This window comes from Vibrio sp. DNB22_10_4, assembly GCF_052879755.1.
In genome coordinates, this window is sequence record NZ_JBNNXW010000002.1 from 290,652 (window position 1) to 310,921 (window position 20,270).

A 20,270-nucleotide genomic window follows, 5' to 3' on the forward strand; every position below is an offset into this window, starting at 1 on the left:
TTGAAACTTCAACTGATCGCCGTTGGCACTAAAATGCCTAAGTGGGTAGAAGAAGGCTTTCAAGAATATCGCCGCCGCTTCCCACACGACATGCCACTTGAGCTCATCGAAATAACCGCAGGTAAGCGAGGCAAAAATGCCGACATCGCGCGCATCCTTCAAAAAGAAGGTGAAGCGATGCTTGCTGCCGTGCCAAAGGGCAACCGTATTGTCACCTTGGATATTCCCGGTAAAAAATGGGATACGCCACAGCTCGCCGAGCAGCTGGAAAGCTGGAAGCTCGACGGCCGTGATGTTTCCATTCTGATTGGTGGTCCTGAAGGATTGGCTCCAGCTTGTAAAGCAGCCGCAGACCAAAGCTGGTCTTTGTCTGCGTTAACCCTTCCTCACCCGCTGGTGCGCATTGTCATGGCGGAGAGCTTGTACCGAGCGTGGTCAATTACCGCTAATCATCCGTATCACAGAGAGTAATTGAGCTAGCGATGAAACGTAAACGCAGCCAGATACGGGATCATCAGGCCGAAGCGCGACTATTTAAAAGTCGCGCTATTGTGGCGTTTGTTGGTATCGTTGTGATGATGTTGGTGCTCGTCGCTAACCTCTACAACATCCAGATCAACCAGTATCAAGACTATAAAACCCGCTCGAACGATAACCGCATCAAAGTCGTGCCTATCGCGCCTAATCGCGGGCTCATCTACGACCGCAATGGCATTTTGCTGGCGGAGAACCGTCCTGTCTTCAACCTAGAAGTCACACCAGAAAAAGTCAAAGACATGGATGCAACCATCCAGGCGCTAAGACAATATCTGGATATCTCACCTGAGCGTGAAGAAGCCTTCAATCGCGATCGCAAGCGTACTCGCCGTTTTAAATCGATCCCGCTTCTGACCCAATTGACTGAAGACCAAGTCGCGATCTTTTCCGTTCATCAACATAAGTTCCCTGGCGTTGAAATAGCTGCGAACCTAAAACGTTTCTATCCCTACGGTGATGTGCTTACTCACGTAATTGGTTATGTATCCCGCATTAATGATCGAGACATGCGCCGCCTGATCCGCGAAGAGCAAGACGCAAATTATCAGGCGACACGCGATATTGGTAAGCTCGGTATTGAGCGCTACTACGAAAATATTTTGCACGGCACTGCTGGCTATCAGGAAGTGGAAGTGAACAGCCGTGGACGCGTATTAAGAACCCTCAAGTTCGTGCCACCTCTTCCTGGCAAAGACATCGTTCTGAACCTGGACATAACGCTTCAACTTAAGGTTCACAAACTGCTCGATGGCAGACGTGGCTCAGCGATCATTCTTGATCCAAGTGATAACGGTGTATTAGCAATGGTATCCAGCCCAAGCTACGATCCAAATGCATTTGTGAACGGCATTTCGAGCAAAGGCTATCGCGCACTACTGGAAGATAAAAACCGACCACTAGTAAACCGCGCAACCCTTGGTATTTACCCACCCGCTTCAACGGTTAAGCCGTTTATCTCGGTCGGCGCACTTCAAGAGGGCGTCATTACCACCAAAACTACACGTAATGACCCGGGCTACTGGCGTATTCCAAACTCGAAGACACGTCCATTCCGTGATTGGTTGCGTTGGGGTCATGGTAAGGTTGATATTCTCAAAGCGATTGAAGAGTCGGTGGATACCTTCTACTACCAAATTGCTTACGACATGGGCATTGATCGCCTATCGAAGTGGATGATGATGTTTGGTTTCGGCGACTACACAGGCATTGATATCTTCGAAGAGAGCAAAGCCAATATGCCAACTCGCGAATGGAAGATGGCCAGACACAGAACACCATGGTATCAAGGTGATACCATCCCTGTCGGTATCGGTCAGGGTTACTGGACAGCAACGCCAATGCAGATAGCCAAAGCAACCTCAGTTCTGGTTAATCGCGGCGAAGTACTCTCTCCACATCTATTGCGTGCGACCATAAATAATGGCGACAGCTTTGATCATCAAACCTTAAGTGAAGTTGACTCGAGACCGCCTATTACCGGTGTACAAGAGCGCTACTGGGATATTGCTTTAGAAGGTATGCGCCGGGTAAACCACGGCGTTAAAGGCACAGCTCGACGCGCGTTCGCCAATATGCCTTTTCAAAGTGGTGGTAAATCGGGGACTGCACAGGTGTTTAGCTTGGCAGAAGACGAAGAGTACAACGCTGAAGAGCTCGCAGAGCATCTGAAAGACCATGCATTGTTTACCGGCTTCGCCCCGTTTGAGAACCCTGAGGTCGTGGTTACTGTCGTACTTGAGAACGCCGGTGGTGGTTCTAGCAACGGAGCGCCAGTCGCTCGACAGCTGTTCGACTTAGCATTGGCAGAAAAGGAAGAGAGTGAAGAAGAATGAGATTTGATCCTTCCACCGGTCAAAGCCGAGTGATGTTCGAACGCTTCCACATCGATTTGCCTTTGGTGCTCGGAATTCTGGCACTTATGGGTTTTGGTCTTGTAGTGATGTACAGCGCCAGCGGCCAAAGTATGGCTATGATGGACAGGCAAGCAATGCGTATGGTACTTGCTCTAGTGGTAATGGTTGTCCTCGCCCAGCTATCGCCAAGAACCTATGAAACCTTAGCGCCCTTAATGTTCTTTGCGGGCGTCATGCTGCTGTTTGGCGTGCTGTTCTTTGGTGAAGCCTCAAAAGGGGCTCAGCGCTGGCTAAATTTGGGCTTTGTGCGCTTTCAGCCCTCGGAGCTTCTTAAACTGGCGGTACCCTTAATGGTGGCTCGTTACATTGGTAAGCGTTCACTACCCATCACGTTTCAGACCTTGATCATCTCGCTAGTGATGGTGTTCGTACCCACAATATTAATCGCCAAGCAGCCAGACCTTGGGACTTCCATTTTGATTGCCGCCTCGGGGATCTTCGTTGTCTTCTTAGCTGGTATCAGCTGGAAAATTATCTTTGGAGCCGTGCTTGCGCTAAGTGCTTTTGTCCCGGTGCTTTGGTTCTTTTTGATGCGTGAGTATCAGAAAGTACGCGTACGTACCTTGTTTGACCCCGAATCGGATCCACTGGGCGCGGGTTATCACATCATTCAAAGTAAAATTGCTATCGGCTCTGGCGGGATCACTGGTAAGGGCTGGATGCAAGGCACTCAATCACAGCTCGAGTTTTTGCCTGAGCGTCACACCGACTTCATCTTTGCGGTTATTGCTGAAGAGTGGGGAATGTTCGGAATTCTATTGCTGCTTACTCTCTATCTATTCATTATCGGGCGAGGCTTATATCTAGCCAGTTCCGCACAAACTGCGTTCGGTCGAATGATGGCTGGCAGTATCGTTCTTAGCTTCTTCGTTTATGTTTTTGTAAATATTGGTATGGTGAGCGGTATATTACCGGTAGTTGGTGTACCATTGCCGCTGATCAGCTACGGTGGCACCTCCATGGTGACCCTCATGGCTGGATTTGGCATTCTGATGTCAATTCATACACACCGAAAAGCATTCTCAAAGGCAACCTAATGAACAAACGGAATGACACATGGCGCCAGCGCCTTTCTTGGCTGGGTTTGGCCTTAGGGCTGACCGCCCTAGCTGGGTGCTCTTCGTCATCAGACAGTCGCTATGACCTGAAAGACGATGTGGCACCTAGCGCGCCTATTTCTGTCGATCATATTGAAGGCGCGGTGCCAAAGTATGAACCATACAGTCTCGGGGGTAATAAGAGTTACCGCCTGCGCGGCAAAAGCTACACCGTGATTAAAGACCCAGCAGGTTTTACAGAGCGTGGCGAAGCATCCTGGTATGGCAAAAAGTTCCATGGACACTTAACCTCGAATGGCGAAGTATACGACATGTACTCAATGTCGGCAGCCCATAAGACTTTGCCTCTACCGAGCTATGTTAAAGTTAAAAATCTTGATAACGGAAAAGAGACCATTGTTCGTGTTAATGACCGTGGTCCTTTCCATGACGGCCGTATTATCGACCTAAGTTATGCAGCAGCAAACAAGCTAGATGTGATTAAAACGGGTACGGCTAACGTCGAAATTGAAGTGATTATCGTCGAAAAACCATCTAGTCAACATGAGCTGAGCAAGCACCCGGAGTACACTATTCAAGTCGTTGCCTCACCTCATAAAGATCGCATCGACAACTTGTCCAAGCAACTGAGTGAAAAGCTATCTGTCGACACCTTTCTTACCCCGGTAAACAAGAACTATCGACTGATGCTTGGCCCCTTTAAAGATTACAAGCAAACTCAAGACGTACTGGAGCAGGTGCAAAAGATTGGCTACCCCTCAGCTTTCGTCAAAAAACTGTAAACATCATTGACATAAATAACCGTTGTTACTTAGTGTAAGCTATCTAGTTTGCAGGCAACATTCTGTTACTATACGAACTATTACTCAAACGCATTCGAAATGAATAAGAATAAATCTTCTATGAAATTTGTAACCACTATTGCTCTTTCCGCAACTTTGGCAGCAACTTCTGCCTTTGCGGCACCTGTTGTCATGCCTGATGCACCTCAAATCGCAGCGAAAGGCTTCGTTTTGATGGACTACAACTCTGGTAAGGTTCTCGCTGAGAAAGAGATGAATACTCAGCTCCACCCGGCAAGTTTGACCAAAATGATGACCAGCTATGTTATCGGCCAAGAGCTAAAGCGCGGTAACATCTCACCACAAGATGAAGTGACCATCAGCAAAAATGCGTGGGCAAAGAACTTCCCTGATTCATCAAAGATGTTCATTGAAGTAGGCACCAAGGTTACCGTTGATGAGCTAAACAAAGGCATCATCATTCAATCGGGTAATGATGCTTGTGTCGCGATGGCTGAGCACATTGCAGGCTCAGAAGATGCATTCGTTGACCTTATGAATGCATGGGCGAAATCTATCGGCATGACCAACTCGCACTTTGCTAACGTGCACGGTCTAGACAATCCGAATCTGTACTCAACCCCTTATGATATGGCTCTTCTGGGTCGCGCGCTTATCAAAGACGTGCCAGATGAGTACCGTATTTACTCTGAGAAGAAATTCACCTACAACGGCATCACCCAATACAACCGTAACGGTCTACTTTGGGACAAGAGCATGAACGTTGATGGCATCAAAACTGGCCACACAAGCAAAGCAGGCTACAGCCTAGTGAGTTCGGCAACTGAAGGTAAGATGCGTCTTGTTGCCGTCGTGATGGGTACTAAGAGCGCCAACGCTCGTAAATCGGAAAGTAAAAAGCTACTGAGTTACGGCTTCCGCTTCTTCGAGACGGTTAATCCACACAAAGCAGACGAAACCTTCGTTGAAGAAAAAGTATGGATGGGTGACAAAGACGCAGTCGCGTTAGGTGTGAACCAAGACACTTATGTCACACTGCCACGCGGCCAAGCGAAAAACCTAAAAGCAAGCTTCGTACTTGAAAAGCAGTTAGAAGCACCAATATCTAAAGGCGATGTCGTTGGTAAGCTATACTATCAACTAGAAGGCGAAGACGTTGCTGAGTATCCGCTGCTTGCTCTTGAAGATGTTCAAGAAGGTAGCCTGTTCAGTCGCTTGTGGGATTACATCGTATTACTTTTCAAGAGCTTTTTCTAAGCCCTAGCGTTTAACGCCAAAGTAATCGAGTCATCGTAAAGCCGCTATAAGCGGCTTTACTTTTTCATTGGCTTGAGATCGTCCACGTAAGGCATTACTATTCGCACCGTTATAAAGAATTGGTATTTTTTGGAGTCCCTACTATGTTGACCATCAACTCTGATGCAAAACTCAAAGACCTACTCGAGTTCCCTTGCTCTTTTACCTTCAAAGTGATGGGTTACGCTAAACCAGAGCTTCCTGAAAAAGTGCTGGAAGTGATCCAACGCCACGCGCCAGGGGACTACAGCCCAACCATTAAGCCAAGTGCAAAAGGCAACTACCACGCTGTATCTATTAACATTACAGCGACCTCAATCGAGCAGGTAGAGACCCTTTACAAAGAACTTGGTGATATCGACATTGTTCGTATGGTTCTATAATAAATTGAAAGTTTCAAATTTATTTGAAAGCAGCTTAGGCTGCTTTCTTTTTATTTATCAATCAGATAAATATCCAGCATCATGTAATGGTTAAGAATTCGTTATTTATTAGTAGTTCAAAACCATCAACATGTTTATAATGCGAATACTTTATTAAGTAGCAGCGAGGTGACTGGTGGAAAATCAGCTAGTTGTAAGGAAGCTTGGGCGAAAAGACTACGAACCAGTCTGGAAAGCCATGCATGATTTCACTGACAATCGAACAGACGATACACGCGACGAAGTGTGGTTAGTGGAGCACAACCCTGTCTTTACTCAGGGACAGGCAGGTAAAGAAGAGCACCTACTCAACACTGGTGATATCCCAGTCATTCAAAGCGATCGCGGCGGACAGGTCACCTATCATGGTCCTGGTCAGCTCGTTGCCTACTTTCTTATCAATTTGCGTCGTAAAAAGCTTGGCGTTCGCGAGCTGGTTACGCACATCGAAAACCTCGTTATCAACACACTTAACGCGTATGATATTGAGTCAGCGGCTAGGCCCGATGCCCCTGGAGTGTATGTCGATGGTAAAAAAGTCTGCTCCCTTGGTCTGCGTATCCGTAAAGGGTGCTCATTTCACGGACTGGCGCTAAATATTAATATGGATCTCTCCCCTTTCCTTCGTATCAACCCTTGTGGCTATGCTGGGATGGAAATGGTTCAAGTGAGCCAACTGGGTGGTCCAAATGAGGTCTCGACTGTCGAAGACCAAATGATCAAAGCACTATTAGAAATACTTGATTACGAGCAAGTAGAATTCAGCGAAGAAGCATAAGACGATGAGCAAACCTATCCAAATGGAAAAAGGCGTCAAGTACCGTGACGCTGACAAGATGGCATTGATTCCCGTAAAGAACATGCCTACCGAGCAAAAAAAAATCCTTCGTAAGCCTGAATGGATGAAGATCAAGCTGCCAGCGGACAGTCAGCGTATTCAAGACATCAAGTCTGCAATGCGCAAAAACGATCTTCACTCGGTATGTGAAGAAGCCTCATGCCCTAACCTGGCTGAGTGCTTTAATCACGGCACAGCAACTTTTATGATCCTTGGTGCTATCTGTACTCGTCGTTGCCCTTTCTGCGATGTAGCTCATGGCCGCCCAAATGCGCCTGAAGCGGGTGAGCCGCAAAAGCTTGCGCAAACTATTAAGGACATGAAGCTTAAATACGTAGTGGTTACCTCTGTGGATCGTGACGACCTGCGTGACGGTGGTGCTCAGCACTTTGCAGACTGCAACCGTGAAATCCGCGCACTTAACCCAGAGATCCGCATCGAGACCCTGGTGCCTGATTTCCGTGGCCGTATGGATGTAGCGCTTGAAGCACTAAAAGATAACCCGCCAGATGTGTTTAACCACAACTTAGAGACAGCTCCACGCTTATATCGTAAGGCGCGCCCGGGTGCGAACTACAAATGGTCACTTCAGCTTCTTCAGAAGTTTAAAGAGATGCACCCTGACGTACCGACTAAGTCTGGCTTGATGATGGGTTTGGGCGAAACCAAAGAAGAGATTGTTGAAGTACTGAAAGATCTCCGTGCTCACGGCGTCACTATGCTAACACTGGGTCAATACCTAGCACCAAGTCGTCACCATTTACCGGTTGAGCGCTATGTACCGCCATCAGAGTTTGACGAGCTAAAAGAGATCGCCCTTGAACTTGGCTTTACCCATGCAGCCTGTGGTCCATTTGTTCGCTCGTCGTACCATGCAGACCTACAAGCAAAAGGCGAAGAAGTGAAATAGCATTACTTTTTAGAAGTAACATTGCCTTTTTCGGACATAAAACACGGATTCGCTGTTGAAGCAATCCGTGTTTTTTTTGAGAAAAATATGCAACATGACAATCTCATACTCGCATTTTTGCTATTTTTAGGTAGGCTTAAATAAAAAGTTTCACCCAATCAAGGACGTAACATGAAGTTATTGAAAATTGGTTTGCCTATTCTCGCGGCAACTGTGATTGCAGGCTGTGCGCAGAACACCCAGCAAGACAACTATTTAGAAGCGTCATTCGAGCTATGTAATACTGAAGTAAACCTATACTCGGTTAGCGACGATGGTCGCGTTCGTATCGTTTGTAAGGACGGCGCTAAGTTCGCACTGAACAGCGAGAAGACGCTGGATATCATGCGCGATATCAATATTGATTATTGTAATGGCGAAGGCCTAGGTCAGTTTAGCGAAAGTCGTAAATATTACTCATTCCGCTGTAAATCAGGCACTCTGCTCAACATTAATAAGTAACATTACCTGCGACTTAAAAGTTTCAAGCACTAAAAAAGCGAGCATTTAGCTCGCTTTTTTTGTTCGCTTTAAAGCCGTAGAGAATTACGCGTAAACAGGCAGACGCTTACAGATCTCTAGTACTTTTGCTTTCGTTGCTTCAATCACTGATGCATCGTTGATGTTGTCTAGAACATCACACATCCAGTTAGCAAGCTCAGTCGCATCTGCTTCAGTGAAGCCACGGCGAGTAATCGCAGGTGAACCAATACGGATACCAGACGTTACGAATGGGCTGCGTGGGTCATTTGGAACTGAGTTCTTGTTAACCGTGATGTTTGCTGCGCCAAGAGCGGCATCCGCTTCTTTACCTGTGATGTCTTTGTCGATTAGATCAACAAGGAACAGGTGGTTTTCAGTGCCGTTAGATACGATGTTGTAACCGCGCTCTTGGAACTGTGCAACCATCGCTTTTGCATTCTTAACAACGCGCGCTTGGTACTCTTTAAACTCTGGCTCCATTGCTTCTTTGAACGCGACGGCTTTACCAGCGATAACGTGCATTAGAGGACCACCCTGACCACCAGGGAATACAGCAGAGTTAAGCTTCTTGTACATGTCTTCGCCTGCATTAGACAGGATAAGACCACCGCGAGGACCCGCTAGAGTCTTATGCGTTGTTGTTGTTACCACGTGAGCGTGTGGAACTGGCGTTGGGTAAACACCTGCAGCGATAAGACCCGCAACGTGCGCCATATCAACGAATAGGTAAGCATCAACCTTGTCTGCGATCTCACGCATGCGAGCCCAATCTACGATTTGGCTGTATGCAGAGAAACCACCGATGATCATCTTAGGCTTGTGCTCAACAGCAAGCTGCTCCATTTCGTCGTAGTTGATTTGACCCGCTTCGTCGATACCGTAAGGAATCACGTTGTAGTGCTTACCAGAGAAGTTTACTGGTGAACCGTGAGTCAGGTGACCACCGTGCGCTAGGCTCATACCTAGAACTGTGTCGCCTGGGTTAAGCAGCGCCATGTACACTGCGCTGTTCGCTTGAGAACCAGAGTGCGGCTGAACGTTCGCGTACTCACAACCAAATAGCTCACACGCACGATCAATCGCTAGTGTTTCCGCTTTATCAACATACTCACAACCACCGTAGTAGCGCTTACCCGGGTAGCCTTCAGCATACTTGTTGGTTAGCTGAGAGCCTTGCGCTTCCATTACGCGCGGGCTGGTGTAGTTTTCCGAAGCGATTAGCTCGATGTGCTCTTCTTGACGTAGTGTCTCTTCTTGAATTGCTGCAAATAGCTCCGCATCGTAATCAGCGATGTTCATATCACGCTTAAGCATCTGTATCTCCTGACTCAGATTGTTCTGAAAGTTTCAAAAAAACCACACAATGACCAAAAGCAAACGTTTTCGTCACCACATTTGATGACTCGCATGATACATAATTTGATCTAGGTCATAAAGAGAAAATTGGAATTTTCTCATGCAGTTTTTTCATAGTGAACCTTAGGCTTCATCATATGCCCCGATAAAGTGCATCGTTCGAATGCGCTAAGTGTCAATAATTCCATTTACACAGTGTAAAAATTGAATTACATAGGTTTACCGTAAATTTACCCTTCAAGCTACCGAAAACATCAACTTTTCAATAATATTGCGGCGTTTATTGATTAGAAGAATTTAAAATTGATGCAAAAACACACACTCAAAGAAGACTGGATAGCGATTCTAACTGGCACCTTTATCGTTGCTCAGGGAATATTCTTTCTTCAGTCGGCTCAACTTTTAACTGGCGGCACCACAGGTCTTGCCCTTCTTATGAGCCAATTTGTACCAATTTCTTTTGGTACGCTTTATTTCGCCCTAAACAGCCCGTTTTACCTACTTGCTTGGAAACGCTTCGGTAAACGCTTTGCGGCTAGCAGCGCCATTTCTGGTGCCTTGGTATCTATTATTACGGACAACATGCATCGAGTGGTCACACTGGATAACGTCAATACTATCTACTGCGCGATCGCCGGTGGCTTATTGATGGGTCTTGGTATGCTGATTCTATTCAGGCACCGCTCAAGCCTAGGTGGCTTTAATGTGTTGTGTCTGTTTATCCAGGACAAGTTTGGAATTTCGGTCGGTAAAACGCAGATGGCGATTGATAGTGCCATTCTTGTTGCGTCGTTCTTCTTTGTGTCGCCGTCAATTATTGCGATTTCGATTCTTGGTGCGGTGATGTTGAACTTGGTGCTGGCGATGAATCATAAGCCGACTCGTTATGTGGTGACTTATGGGTGAGGTTGGGGCTTTACTCGCTTCGCTCGTTTACCCCTCCTAACCTCCCCTTATAAAGGGGAGGAACTACTGGCTCGCTATCGCATCGCCTCACGTATAGGTGCAATGTTACGTAAGTAACGAGCACTGGTTCTCCCCCTTTATAACGGGGCGCGTAGCCGGGGGAGCTAGAGGGGGTCAAGCTCTTGACCTGTGTTTTTGGCTCTTAGCTCTTAACCTTTATCAACCAACAACACCAAAGTCTCATAAGGCCTCAAAACCACCTCACCCTTCAGTTCAACTTCACCAACAACCCCACAATTACTCAACACAGCACGACTCACCAAGCCATCAAACTGCTCCGGCAACACCACGCTAGTTTCTTCACCATAATAGTTGTTCAAGCACAGCAGCATCGCATCTTCACTCTCACGCAAGTAGCCATGAACCTGAGTGTGCTCTGGGAACAAATCCACATAGCTACCGTCAGTAATCACCGCTAACTGCTTACGAAGCGCAATGAGCTCTTTGTAGAAGTAGAATACCGACTGCTCATCTTCAACCGCTGCCTCAGCGTTGATCTGAGGATAATTTTCAGCGACGCCAATCCAAGGCGTACCTTGGGTAAAGCCAGCGTGTTTGCTGTCATTCCATTGCATAGGTGTGCGAGAGTTATCACGAGATTTCTGTCTCAAGATAGCCATCATATCATCATGAGAGGTATCGCCCTGCTCAACCATCAGCTGATACATATTAAGGCTTTCGACATCTCGATATTGGCTCATATCCGTGAAGCTCGGATTGGTCATGCCGATCTCTTCACCTTGATAAATATATGGCGTGCCTTGCATCAGATGGACAGACGCTGCCAGCATTTTTGCTGACTCAGTTCGGTATTGCTGATCATTGCCAAGGCGACTGACCACGCGAGGTTGGTCGTGGTTACACCAGAACAGTGCGCCCCAGCCTTTCCCATTTAGACCTGTCTGCCAGTGGTTAAAAATCTGTTTTAGCTGCAGGAAATCGAAGTCCGCTTTCGTCCACTTATCACCATTTGGGTAATCGACCTTTAGGTGATGAAAATTGAACACCATCGAAAGCTCTTTGTTATCGAGTGAACTGTATTGCTGGCAATGCTCTAGAGTCGTTGAAGACATTTCACCAACGGTGACCGAGCCATACTTCTGGAATACCGCTTCGCTGATCTCCTGTAAATACTCATGAACGCGCGGACCGTCAGTGTAAAAACGGCGACCATCACCAATATCATCATCAGCGAAGTCTTGCTGTTTTGAGATAAGGTTGATCACATCAAGCCTAAAACCATCCACGCCTTTCTGTGCCCAGAACTCGATGACCTGTTTTACTTCTTCACGAACTGTTGGGTTTTCCCAATTAAGGTCAGCCTGCTCTTTGGCAAATAGGTGCAGATAGTATTCATCGGTGGCTTCATCTAATGCCCATGCAGAGCCACCAAACTTTGACTGCCAGTTGTTGGGTAATTTGCCTTCATTGGGTTTCCAGATGTAGTAATCACGGTACGGGCTTTGTTTATCTCCAAGTGCCGACTGGAACCATTGATGTTCGGTTGAGGTGTGGTTAACAACGATATCCATAATGATGCGGATACCTTTCTGATGGGCAGCAGCGAGCAACGCATCAAAATCTTGCATGGTGCCAAAGTCAGGGTTGATCGCATAGTAATCAGAGATGTCGTAACCGTTATCAATCATTGGTGAGGCATACACTGGAGTAAGCCAGATCGCGTCTACACCTAACTTCGATAAGTAATCAAGCTTCGAGGTAATCCCTTTGATGTCGCCCATTCCTTTATCACCGCTATCGCAAAAGCTCTTAGGGTAGATTTGATAAATCGTGGCTGTTTTCCACCAGTCTTTTTGAGCAGTTTGACTCATAGGTTTAATCTCACTTACCAATTTGGAAATTCGTCAAAATAAAAAGCAAAGAAGTGGCTCAATGTGAGCCACTAATGGGGGTTACGCGCTCGCAAGCTCTAGCTCACCTTTTGATTGAGCGCGTTTGTACAGGAACAAAGTAAGTAGAATCGGCACGGCCATTGCTACTAGCATCGCCATGAAATACACCATCCAGTATTGCGGCTGAATCGATAGGATGCCTGGTAGACCGCCGACACCGATACCGTTCGCCATCACGCCTGCACTGCCACAGATAGCTGCCGCAATTGCACTACCAATCATTGCGCTCAGCATTGGGAACTTGTATTTCAGGTTGATACCGTACATAGCAGGCTCAGTGACACCTAGGTATGCCGAGATAGCAGCGGGGACTGAGATATCACGCTCACCCTCACGCTTACTGATAATGATGATGCCAACAACAGCAGATGCTTGAGCGATATTAGACAGTGCGATCAAAGGCCAGATTGGCGTACCGCCTAGGTCTTGCATAAGCTGAAGGTCAACCGCATTGGTTGTGTGGTGGATACCAGTAATAACCAGCGGTGCGTATAGGAAACCAAAGACCACAGAGCCAAGTACCGCAAAATCACCCGTCATCGCAGCTTTTGCCGCAAACGCAACACCATCACCTAGCACGCGACCAAACGGGCCGATGAAAGCATGAGCAAGAATGACCGACAGAATGATTGATACGAATGGCACCACAACCAGATACAAGTAGCTTGGGACAATACGCTTTAAGTTGGTTTCAATTAGCGCCAGTGCCACACCTGCCAGCATCGCCGGGATCACCTGAGCCTGATAGCCCACCTTCTCAATCACAAACAATCCGAAATCCCAAACCTCTGGCACTTCTTTACCTATGAGATAAGCATTCATCAGCTGGGGCGATACTAAGGTGACACCCAGCGTGATACCAAGAATGGGCGTACCACCAAGCTTTTTCACCGTAGACCAACACACACCAACCGGTAGGAAGAAGAAAATAGCTTCACCGATAAGCCATAAGAACGAGTGAACAGTTGCCCAGAACTGGCTGATTTCCACTAAGGTTTTGCCATCGAACATACGGATGTCGCCGATAACGTTGCGGAAGCCAAGAATCAAACCACCTGTGATAATCGCCGGCAAAAGGGGAACAAAAATTTCGGCTAAGTGCGAGATACCACGCTCTAGAAAGTTCATGTTCTGGCGAGCAGCCAGCTTGGCATCGTCTTTAGATGCCGCTTTCTTACCTGTTGAGTCAATCAACATTTTGTAGACTTCATCAACTTCAGTGCCAATCACCACTTGGAACTGACCTGCATTGGTAAAGCAGCCTTTAACAATCTTGAGGCTCTCTAGTACCGACTTGTCGGCTTTATCGGTATCGTTAAGAACGAATCTTAAGCGAGTTAAACAGTGGCTAACACTGGCAATGTTGTCAGCTCCGCCAACACCGTCGATGATCGCGGCAATGTCTTGCTGGGCTATTTTGCTCATCGTTTGTACACCTTTTCCTGATATAGAGACGTAGGGTTAAGACGTCTAGGTCCATTTGTCTCGTTGTATTAATAATATCGCAACACGCGAATGGGAACATTCCCAAAACTTGAGTTAAGTGTGCCATGGAACAATCAGAACAGAAATGGGAACAGTCCCATTAATTGAGTGTGATCACAATAATTGTTGATAAATGCGTCAAGTTGATTAGTGGAACTGCTACGAAAAAGAAGCCGTGATTACACTGCTTCTTGCGTAAGATGAGAGATGGATTTATTGCCAGTAAGCTGACTAATCAATAGGTTAGCTGCTTTTTCTCCCGCTTGCTGATAGCCGGGATCAATGCTGTAAATATTAGGGAACAGGAAAGAGAGCAGTTCATTACCACCGACGCCAGTCACCACGATATCTTCTCGGCCAAGCTCTTGAAGGCGTTTAATGGTTCCAAGCGCTAAGGAATCACTGGCACACACGATCGCTTGTAATGAGTCTGTCACTACCTCATCAACAAGCTGGTAAGCACTCTCATGATGAAGCTCACCGGTACGATAAACGGCGTGTTGATCGTTATCATCACACCATTTTTGAAATGCATTAAGGCGTGCCAAGCCCGTGGTTTTATCCTTAGGATCGACACCAATATAGGCAAGTTGATTGACGCCTTGCGCCTGCAATTTATTCAAAACCGCTTGGATCAATCCTTGATTGTCGTAGTTGATGGAGGAGACTTGATCGGTATCCATGGCAATGACCACCACCTTCTCCTGCCACAAAGACACTCTATCGATATCAAGCTCCGTAAAACCAAACACAATGACACCTTCAACGTTGCGTTTACGCAGTACGCTTAGATGCTCGTTGGTTTTATCGGGGTCGAACTGACTCTCCATGATAACCACATCGTAACCTGCAGAGTAAAGCACATTGAGCATGCTGCTCACCGCTTTGTTCTCTGAAGGCGAGTCGAGACGCGAGATAATGACACCAATGACCTTTTGCACTCCGCCCCCACGCATCGATTGCGCCGACTTAGAGGGCACATAGCCATGCTCTGCAATCACACGCTCCACTTTCTCGCGAGTTTCAGGTTTTACTTTAGGATCGTTAGTGAGCACGCGAGAGACGGTTGATTTACCGACTCCCGACAGCTTTGCAATATCAAGTATGGTGAGTTTTTTGCTCATGGTTATCTAAAAGCTTAGTATCCGTTTTTTGGTATGCTTCGTGTGGTCATCATACAGCTTTTATCGGTTTCACCCGCAATGGTAAGCATGCCCTTTCTGCCCTTACTAAACAGCTCAACCTCTGATTCAACTTGAGATTGACCATCAAGTGAATACTTCACGCCTGACGCAGAAGGGACGCGGTGCAGATGATATTCTTCGCCATCGATAAGCAGCAAGACTTGCTCACTCGATAACTGGGTTACCTGAAAGCTCTGGTTATCGCACTGATACTGGAGGACATGATAAGGGTTTTCAGGTTCCACCTGATCCGAACTACTGCACGCCACCAAACCGCCAACCATCATAGCCGTAACCAATCCATGTTTAACTAATGCACTCATAATGACTCCTTTAGGATCAAACGATTACTTAGTTAAGTATTGCGGCACATCGCGGATACTATCAAGTACCACAGTTGCGACAGACTCACCGCGCTCGGTGACCGGTTTGCCAGTACGTACTAAGATCTTGGTGCCAACGCCAGCTGCTTCAGCTGCCATCATATCTTCGGCTTTATCGCCGACCATGACTGAGTTTTCCATATCAATCTTTAGGAAATCACGAGCAGAGATAAACATGCCCGGTTTTGGTTTACGGCAGTCACAATCTTGTTTGTAATCACCAATGCCATGCTCTGGGTGATGTGGACAATAATAGATACCATCGAACTCGACGCCATTATCAGAGAAGTTCCAATCCATCCATTGAGTTAAAGAAAGGAAGCGATCTTCGGAGAACATACCGCGAGCAATGCCTGATTGATTGGTCACCAACACCAGCATATAGCCCATGTCCTGCAGTTTTTTCGTCGCTTCAAAAACGCCTTCAACATACTCAAAGTCGTGTTCATCGCTAACGTACCCATGATCAACGTTAATGACGCCATCACGATCCAAAAAAACAGCTGGTTTTGCCACAGTTCACTCTCTTGTTATAGATAGGTGCTAATAACCTGAATTATTACACGCTTTTATAGTCACGGCACTATGAAAATGCCGTTTAGACGTCTAGACGTAAAAATATCTATTGACACTAAAAGGGGAAAACCATAGCATCTTCTATCAATTGAGATGTAGTTCAAACTTTTATGCTACTCACGGACTTCAGGTTGCTTAGATGATCGAAATTAATCAAGTAAACAAAGTGTTTTATCAAGGCACTAAGGAAATCAACGCCTTGGCAGACATCAATCTGCATATCGCAGAAGGTACCATCTTTGGTGTGATTGGCGCCTCTGGTGCGGGTAAGAGTACGTTGATTCGCTGCGTAAACATGCTTGAAGCGCCAACGTCGGGTGAAGTCATCGTTGACGGTGTTGACCTGACTAAGCTATCGAAATCCGAGCTTTCAGAAGCGCGCCGCAACATTGGCATGATTTTCCAGCACTTTAACTTGCTTTCATCTCGCACCGTATTTGAAAACGTGGCACTGCCACTTGAGCTTGCTGGCAAAGAGCGCTCACACATCGAAACCAAAGTGACGGATCTTCTAAAGCTCGTCGGGCTGGCAGATAAGCGCGATACTTACCCTGCCAATCTAAGTGGTGGTCAAAAGCAGCGTGTCGCGATTGCTCGCGCACTATCGTCAGATCCTAAGGTGCTGCTTTGTGATGAAGCCACCAGCGCACTCGACCCTGCGACGACTCAATCAATTCTTGAGCTACTGAAAGAAATCAACCGCAAGCTTAAGATCACCATTCTTCTAATTACTCACGAAATGGACGTGGTAAAAAGCATCTGTCATGAAGTCGCAATCATTGGCGACGGTCACTTAGTTGAGAAAGGTACTGTTGGTGAAATCTTTGCCCATCCGAAAACTGAACTTGCGCACCAATTCATCCGTTCAACGCTCGACCTGTCGATTCCAGAAGACTATCAAGCAAGGCTGCAAGCTGAGCGCGTTGATGGCAGCTACCCGCTTGTTCGCCTAGAGTTTACCGGTGCTACTGTAGATGCACCGCTAATGACGCAAATTGCACGCAAATACAATATTGATGTCAGCATCCTAAGCTCCGATCTTGATTACGCGGGCGGCGTAAAATTCGGCATGATGGTGGCAGAGCTGTTTGGTAATGAGCAAGACGACAACGCGGCGATTCAATATCTTCGTGACCACAATGTAAAAGTAGAGGTACTTGGCTATGTCCTTTAACACTGTCTCAGACTGGTTATCTCTAAACAGTAACCTACTATTAGGGGCAACATGGGAAACCCTATATATGGTTGCCGTAGCAGGAGTGGTTGGCTTCGCCGTCGGTATCCCACTGGGTGTTATTCTGCATACCACTAAAAAAGGTGGCTTGCTAGAAAACATGCGTTTAAACAGTGTGCTAGGTGCCATTGTTAACGTGGGTCGTTCGGTGCCTTTCTTAGTATTAATGGTAGCGATCATTCCACTGACCAAGATTTTGATTGGCACCTTTATCGGTACCACGGCAGCTATTGTTCCACTGACGGTTGGTGCGATTCCATTTGTGGCACGCCTTATTGAAGGCGCACTACTTGAGGTGCCAACAGGTCTGGTAGAAGCCGCACAATCAATGGGCGCAACACCATACCAAATCATTACTAAGGTACTGCTTCCAGAAGCATTACCTACGATTGTCAATTCGGTGACAATCACCCTAGTGACTCTAGTAAGCTACTCAGCAATGGCGGGTACCGTCGGCGGTGGCGGGCTAGGTGACGTAGCCATTCGCTATGGTTTCCACCGATACGATGTGACCATTATGGCCGTGACCGTGGTGATGCTCATTGTATTGGTACAAATTATTCAGTCTATCGGTGATGCCGTTGTTCGCCGCGTAGACCACAGATAATCGAGATTTTAAGATTTATAACAAGGAGAGAGTCATGAAATTCAACGTTAAGAATTTACTCGCAATTGCAGCTGCTGCATCAGCACTTATTCTATCTGGCTGTGGTGAAAAAGAAGTCGACACCAGCAAGATCAAAGTCGGTGTGATGGCAGGTGCAGAAGCACAAGTTGCAGAGGTCGCAGCGAAGGTTGCTAAAGAGCAATACGGTCTAGACGTTGAGCTAGTCACCTTCACAGACTACGTAACACCAAACGCAGCACTGGACGATGGCTCTATCGACCTTAACGCATTCCAACATAAGCCATACCTAGACCAGCAAGTAACGGATCGTAACTACAAGCTGACTATCGCAGGCAACACGTTTGTATACCCTATCGCGGGCTACTCGAAGCAAGTTAAGTCTGTGGATGAAATCCAAGACGGCGCACGTATCGCAGTACCCAATGACCCAACAAACCTAGGTCGCTCACTACTGCTACTTGAGCAACAAGGTCTACTAACTCTACGTGAAGGTGTTGGTCTACTGGCGACAGTTCGTGATATCGAAGAAAATCCAAAGAACATCACTATCGTTGAGCTAGACGCAGCACAACTACCACGTTCTCTTGATGACGTAGCGCTATCTATCATCAACACAACTTACGCAAGCTCTATCGACCTAACACCTCAACGCGACGGTGTGTTTGTTGAAGACAAAGAGTCGCCATACGTAAACCTAATCGTTGCGCGTGAAGACAATGTGAACGCAGAAAACGTTCAGAACTTCGTAAAAGCGTACCAAACAGAAGATGTGTACAACGCAGCTTCTGATATCTTCAAAGGTGGCGTTGTTAAAGGCTGGTAATCTCACCACCTTTGCACCAAACATCAAAAAGGGGTTGAAGCTTAGCTTCAACCCCTTTTGTATTTTCAATCGATAAATCTGCTTACTTTAGGTGATCCCAAGAAATATTGGAGACGATTCGGCAAGAATCGCACTTAAAGTAAAAGATGTCGTGCAGCGGCTCATCAAGCAACCACTCTCCACCACATTTCGGGCACGTACGTGCTTTTTCTTCCTCGAGGCTCTTACCGCCCACCTTGTACAGATAGTAGTACGTTGGGATTTGGGTAATGTACTCGATACGACCGCGAATATCCCAGCCACGACGGAACAGGTCACTGCCTACCTCAGACAGCTCTCGCAATGCTGCGTGCTCTGCTTTACAGCCACCTGCCATTTGAATTTCATCGCAAGCTTGCCACTCGGTTTGCCATTTAATCACCGTCTTATGGTCGCCATTGAGTGTCGGTGGGTTACGGTACAGCGGGATTGGCAGCAAGGTTTCACCACTTCGAAGCGGTGAACAGGTGTGCACATACGTGGTGTACAGCACTTGCCAGCTCGGCGTTTCATCTTCTGCTGCTTGCTCTGAATTGATATCACGACCCAGCAAGCGAACCTTAGGTGCCAACAGGCAAGCATCCGATAAACGCTTTAAACATACTTTTACGAAATCTGAGTGGTTACTTGGATGCAAGCTATCTTGCTCAGGACATACCGCGCGAACAAAGAATTCCCCCTCCCCCATCACCACCGGAAACTCGCGCCCTAACACTTGGCCGTTATAGCGCAGCGCGTCCATCAGACCGTTAATGCCCTTCTCTACCGCGCTGATCGTTGTGTTATCAAAACACTCAAAATGAAGCTCTACCACATACATAATTAAACGTCAGGCTCCAGACCGTTGAGGAATGTCTCGATATTCTCGGCAACCACATCGCGGCGATCAGTACCCAGACGCTCAAGAATCACGTTACCAGAGATGTTACAGATAGAAATCACATCCATATCAGCATCGGTGGCCGCAATGAATACGGTTGGTTTGAGCTTAAGGCGGCGCTGAGTCACTAGGTGACCCAAAATGTTCTCTTGCAGGCGAGTGAAATCATCATCGCTCCACACTTGCAGCAGCGTCAACTCGTTGCCCTGCCATGTGGCATTCATATCTGCGCTATACTGATGCCCATAGAAAGCTTTAATGTCATCGTGTAACGTTAGCTCTATCCCTTGCTCGATATTTTCCAAACGCTCAGGGACGTCGCGGACGCAGGCACGCCAATACACCGATTCGTCATCTTTGCGATCAATACAAGGGGACACTAAGCCATGAAGCTCTTCACTGGCCGGTAGTGTTTGATGCTTTTCTTGCCAAGCCTGTTGATAGCGCTGTGAAAACGCCTCTAAAGCTTGTTGTACACTTTGATTCATATGCTCTCCACTCATC

Annotated in this window: 21 protein-coding genes; 13 read left to right on the top strand and 8 right to left on the bottom strand. The window is 47.0% G+C overall.

Annotated features, from left to right (window positions below; all coding sequences use genetic code 11):
* The 9 genes from rlmH to ACVA6Q_RS09450 all read left to right on the top strand — a co-directional run bounded on the left by rlmH (position 1) and on the right by ACVA6Q_RS09450 (position 8,278).
* Positions 1-471, top strand: coding sequence for a 23S rRNA (pseudouridine(1915)-N(3))-methyltransferase RlmH (rlmH, locus tag ACVA6Q_RS09410; protein ID WP_042473711.1), 471 nt, complete (start codon positions 1-3; stop codon positions 469-471).
* An 11-nt stretch (positions 472-482) separates the two neighbouring features.
* Complete coding sequence (gene mrdA / locus ACVA6Q_RS09415; protein ID WP_353496906.1) at positions 483-2,369, top strand: penicillin-binding protein 2; 1,887 nt, start codon at positions 483-485, stop codon at positions 2,367-2,369.
* Positions 2,366-3,487, top strand: coding sequence for a rod shape-determining protein RodA (gene rodA / locus ACVA6Q_RS09420; protein ID WP_353496907.1), 1,122 nt, complete (start codon positions 2,366-2,368; stop codon positions 3,485-3,487). Before mrdA ends, rodA begins: the two co-directional genes overlap by 4 nt.
* Positions 3,487-4,290, top strand: a complete 804-nt coding sequence (locus tag ACVA6Q_RS09425; RefSeq protein WP_446647348.1) for a septal ring lytic transglycosylase RlpA family protein — start codon at positions 3,487-3,489, stop codon at positions 4,288-4,290. Before rodA ends, ACVA6Q_RS09425 begins: the two co-directional genes overlap by 1 nt.
* 99 nt (positions 4,291-4,389) lie before the next feature.
* Positions 4,390-5,568 (top strand): serine hydrolase, encoded by a 1,179-nt coding sequence (locus ACVA6Q_RS09430; RefSeq protein WP_353496909.1) that lies wholly within the window; start codon positions 4,390-4,392, stop codon positions 5,566-5,568.
* A gap of 143 nt (positions 5,569-5,711) precedes the next feature.
* A complete protein-coding gene (gene ybeD / locus ACVA6Q_RS09435; protein ID WP_042496698.1) occupies positions 5,712-5,990 on the top strand; it encodes a DUF493 family protein YbeD in 279 nt (92 codons plus the stop codon).
* Positions 5,991-6,165: 175 nt separating this feature from the next.
* A complete protein-coding gene (gene lipB / locus ACVA6Q_RS09440; protein WP_446647349.1) occupies positions 6,166-6,807 on the top strand; it encodes a lipoyl(octanoyl) transferase LipB in 642 nt (213 codons plus the stop codon).
* A gap of 4 nt (positions 6,808-6,811) precedes the next feature.
* On the top strand, positions 6,812-7,777 hold the full coding sequence (gene lipA / locus ACVA6Q_RS09445) for a lipoyl synthase (RefSeq protein WP_446647350.1): 966 nt from the start codon (positions 6,812-6,814) through the stop codon (positions 7,775-7,777).
* A gap of 171 nt (positions 7,778-7,948) precedes the next feature.
* Positions 7,949-8,278, top strand: a complete 330-nt coding sequence (locus ACVA6Q_RS09450) for a hypothetical protein (RefSeq protein WP_042496692.1) — start codon at positions 7,949-7,951, stop codon at positions 8,276-8,278.
* Positions 8,279-8,362: 84 nt separating this feature from the next.
* On the opposite strand, the gene glyA is transcribed toward ACVA6Q_RS09450, so the two are convergent.
* Positions 8,363-9,613 carry a serine hydroxymethyltransferase gene (gene glyA / locus ACVA6Q_RS09455; protein ID WP_353496911.1) on the bottom strand — a complete coding sequence of 417 codons (1,251 nt, stop codon included), beginning with the start codon at positions 9,611-9,613 and terminating at the stop codon, positions 8,363-8,365.
* Between the two features lie 348 nt (positions 9,614-9,961).
* Between glyA and ACVA6Q_RS09460 the strand changes: the two genes are divergently transcribed.
* Entirely contained in the window at positions 9,962-10,561 is a 600-nt protein-coding gene (locus tag ACVA6Q_RS09460; RefSeq protein ID WP_446647351.1) for a YitT family protein, read from the top strand.
* A gap of 209 nt (positions 10,562-10,770) precedes the next feature.
* Here the strand turns inward: ACVA6Q_RS09460 and treC are convergent, their stop codons facing one another.
* From treC to gmhB, 5 genes are all read right to left on the bottom strand, one after another.
* Positions 10,771-12,453 (bottom strand): alpha,alpha-phosphotrehalase, encoded by a 1,683-nt coding sequence (treC, locus tag ACVA6Q_RS09465; RefSeq protein ID WP_446647352.1) that lies wholly within the window; start codon positions 12,451-12,453, stop codon positions 10,771-10,773.
* Positions 12,454-12,534: 81 nt separating this feature from the next.
* Positions 12,535-13,959 carry a PTS trehalose transporter subunit IIBC gene (gene treB / locus ACVA6Q_RS09470; protein WP_353496914.1) on the bottom strand — a complete coding sequence of 475 codons (1,425 nt, stop codon included), beginning with the start codon at positions 13,957-13,959 and terminating at the stop codon, positions 12,535-12,537.
* Between the two features lie 239 nt (positions 13,960-14,198).
* Positions 14,199-15,143, bottom strand: a complete 945-nt coding sequence (gene treR, locus ACVA6Q_RS09475) for a trehalose operon repressor TreR (RefSeq protein WP_446647353.1) — start codon at positions 15,141-15,143, stop codon at positions 14,199-14,201.
* Between the two features lie 14 nt (positions 15,144-15,157).
* The gene (locus tag ACVA6Q_RS09480) at positions 15,158-15,526 is read right to left on the bottom strand and encodes an MliC family protein (RefSeq protein ID WP_353496916.1); all 369 of its coding nucleotides are present in this window, start codon (positions 15,524-15,526) and stop codon (positions 15,158-15,160) included.
* A 24-nt stretch (positions 15,527-15,550) separates the two neighbouring features.
* Positions 15,551-16,102: a D-glycero-beta-D-manno-heptose 1,7-bisphosphate 7-phosphatase gene (gene gmhB / locus ACVA6Q_RS09485; protein ID WP_353496917.1), complete on the bottom strand. Its 552-nt coding sequence runs from the start codon at positions 16,100-16,102 to the stop codon at positions 15,551-15,553.
* Between the two features lie 199 nt (positions 16,103-16,301).
* Here gmhB and metN point away from each other — a divergent pair, with 199 nt between their 5' ends.
* The 3 genes from metN to metQ are packed head-to-tail and all read left to right on the top strand — an operon-like array spanning position 16,302 to position 18,847.
* On the top strand, positions 16,302-17,336 hold the full coding sequence (metN, locus tag ACVA6Q_RS09490; RefSeq protein ID WP_446647354.1) for a methionine ABC transporter ATP-binding protein MetN: 1,035 nt from the start codon (positions 16,302-16,304) through the stop codon (positions 17,334-17,336).
* Positions 17,326-18,003 (top strand): methionine ABC transporter permease, encoded by a 678-nt coding sequence (locus ACVA6Q_RS09495; protein ID WP_353496919.1) that lies wholly within the window; start codon positions 17,326-17,328, stop codon positions 18,001-18,003. The genes metN and ACVA6Q_RS09495 overlap by 11 nt, the downstream gene beginning before the upstream one ends.
* 34 nt (positions 18,004-18,037) lie before the next feature.
* Positions 18,038-18,847, top strand: a complete 810-nt coding sequence (gene metQ / locus ACVA6Q_RS09500) for a methionine ABC transporter substrate-binding lipoprotein MetQ (RefSeq protein ID WP_353496920.1) — start codon at positions 18,038-18,040, stop codon at positions 18,845-18,847.
* An 82-nt stretch (positions 18,848-18,929) separates the two neighbouring features.
* Here metQ and ACVA6Q_RS09505 read toward each other — a convergent pair whose 3' ends face one another.
* Together ACVA6Q_RS09505 and syd are read right to left on the bottom strand one after the other, a co-directional pair.
* The gene (locus ACVA6Q_RS09505; protein ID WP_446647355.1) at positions 18,930-19,706 is read right to left on the bottom strand and encodes a Zn-ribbon-containing protein; all 777 of its coding nucleotides are present in this window, start codon (positions 19,704-19,706) and stop codon (positions 18,930-18,932) included.
* Positions 19,707-19,708: 2 nt separating this feature from the next.
* Positions 19,709-20,254: a SecY-interacting protein gene (gene syd, locus ACVA6Q_RS09510; RefSeq protein WP_353496922.1), complete on the bottom strand. Its 546-nt coding sequence runs from the start codon at positions 20,252-20,254 to the stop codon at positions 19,709-19,711.
* Between the last annotated feature and the right edge of the window lie 16 nt (positions 20,255-20,270).